We start from the raw sequence: 1984 nt of genomic DNA, 5'->3' as shown, positions 1-1984 counted from the left end.
CAGCCGCACCATGCCCTGGTAGATCTCGAAGCCATCTTCAAGGACAAGGTGATCCTGCACCATGTGCCGCAGAATCAGTTGCCGCCGATCCTGCACGCGGATATGCCTCCAGACATCATCCTGGAAGTGAACGATCGTACCATCAATGTGTATATGCGGGCATTTGTGGAAACATCTGTTCCGCAGCGTCCAGGCAGGCCGGATAGTTATTTCCGCAACGACCTGATCCTCGCATACACCAAAACCTACTGATGGCGTCCTCGCCAGGGAGCATGTAATGGGCAACGAGCATACCGATGCAAAGACATGGCCGGATGACGTGGAAACGTATCCAGCAACGGCGCAAGACTTGGCGACATATGCACACAGCCGCCATGAGTTGGCGCAGTTCCAGGCGCCGCTGCTGGTCAGTCAACAGAATCCACACACCCGCTTGTTCGTGGCCTGTTTCGATGGCACCGGTAACGACAAGAACAAAGATCCTCAGCACATCACCAATATCGGCATCTTGTACGATCAAGTACACGCGGCCAACTTCGCTGGTCTTCACAGCGTCAACGGCTATTACGTCCCCGGCGTAGGCACGCAGGACGACTCCTGGACGAATAAGCTCGATGGTGCGCTGGGCTATAGCTACGGCCCACGGATGGAAGAGATGTACTTGAAGTTCATCCTTCAAGCCAGAACATGGCACGACGAAGACCCCAAAGCCGAAATCAGCATCGTGTCCACGGGTTTCAGCCGTGGCGCGGTTACTGCGGCCATGTTCACCCGTATGGTCCATGAGCGTGGCATCCAGGATCCTATTGGGATGAAAATCGATCAAGGTCCACACGGAGAAATCCTCAAACTCACTCCCACGCATCCGCCCCTGGTGCCGCCCGGCCACACCGCGCAAACCGTCGGCTTGCTGGACCCGGTGGCCACTGGCGACATGAATCTGCACGACGTGCGCTTGCCGCCCTCGGTGGTGTCAGGTTTGCAACTCACCGCCCGCGACGAACGCCGCGATCTGTTCCCGGCCAAGGACATCCTGCATCCCGGCCATTCCCACGACGGGCGCTTCCTCAATCTGACCCATCCTGGCGCGCATTCGGATATCGGCGGTTCCTACCGACTCGATGGTCTGTCGGTACGCAACGGCAATCTGCTGACGGATTATGTCAATAGCCTGAGCGACAAACCGTTTCTGCAACCGCGCACCGTGCCCAGCGCGCCGGAAATGAACGTCATTCACCGCTCCGAACAGCACGGCTCCTACTACACCACCACCATGGCGGCGACCCTCGGGCATCGCGTACATGTGCATAACCTGGATGGCTCGGGCATGACCCAGGCCCCAAACGATGCGCAATCCCTGGATGCCGGGCTACGCGCGCACTTGCCCTTGCGCCCGGTGGCGGTATCGACCGAACACACCGATCCAGCGCTGCCGGCGTTCTTCCGCGAGGGACCGCATCCGCATGCGTTAGCGGCGCCACCGCTACCGGCGCACTCGCAACAAGGTACACCGCCCCATGCGCCGGACGCATCGTCCACCCACACCACATCGACGAACGCGGACGCGTTTTCCACCCTGCCACCTGCCATGGACAGACACATGCAGGAACATGCACCACCACCCCATGTGGCGGTTGAGCGTGCGACGACAGGCGAAGCACCGCAACGGCCTCATTCGCCGGAGTATCTGGCGGCCTCGGCCACGTTGCAGCGCATCGCGGTTGCGTTAGAAAACAATGATAGAGAAACCCTGCGCAAGGAGGGCGAAGCTTTCACCAACTCCCCACGTGGTCAAGCCATCCTGGCGCAGGCACGCGCGATCGTGCAGCGGGAAGAACAGGAGCGCGCACGGCAGGAAGCGCAACGACCACCGCGTGATCCGCGCGAAGCCGGCCATCCCGATCATGCGTTGAACCAAAGCATCCGCGCGCAGGTCGAGAGGCTGCATACGCGCAATGGGATATGCCCGACGAACAAGACGCTC

At 60.2% G+C, this 1984-nt stretch carries 1 protein-coding gene and 1 pseudogene; both read left to right on the top strand.

Annotated elements, in window-relative coordinates:
- Positions 1-252 (top strand): annotated as a pseudogene (locus XalbCFBP2523_RS15705) (hypothetical protein); the annotation flags it as partial.
- 25 nt (positions 253-277) lie between these two features.
- Positions 278-1984: T6SS phospholipase effector Tle1-like catalytic domain-containing protein (locus tag XalbCFBP2523_RS15700; protein ID WP_249027741.1), on the top strand; the 1707-nt coding region annotated here is incomplete at its 3' end.

Source organism: Xanthomonas albilineans, from assembly GCF_002939705.1.
Classification (GTDB): domain Bacteria; phylum Pseudomonadota; class Gammaproteobacteria; order Xanthomonadales; family Xanthomonadaceae; genus Xanthomonas_A; species Xanthomonas_A albilineans.
Note: the sequence above shows the minus strand (reverse complement) of the source record. Positions and strands in the feature narration are given on the sequence as shown.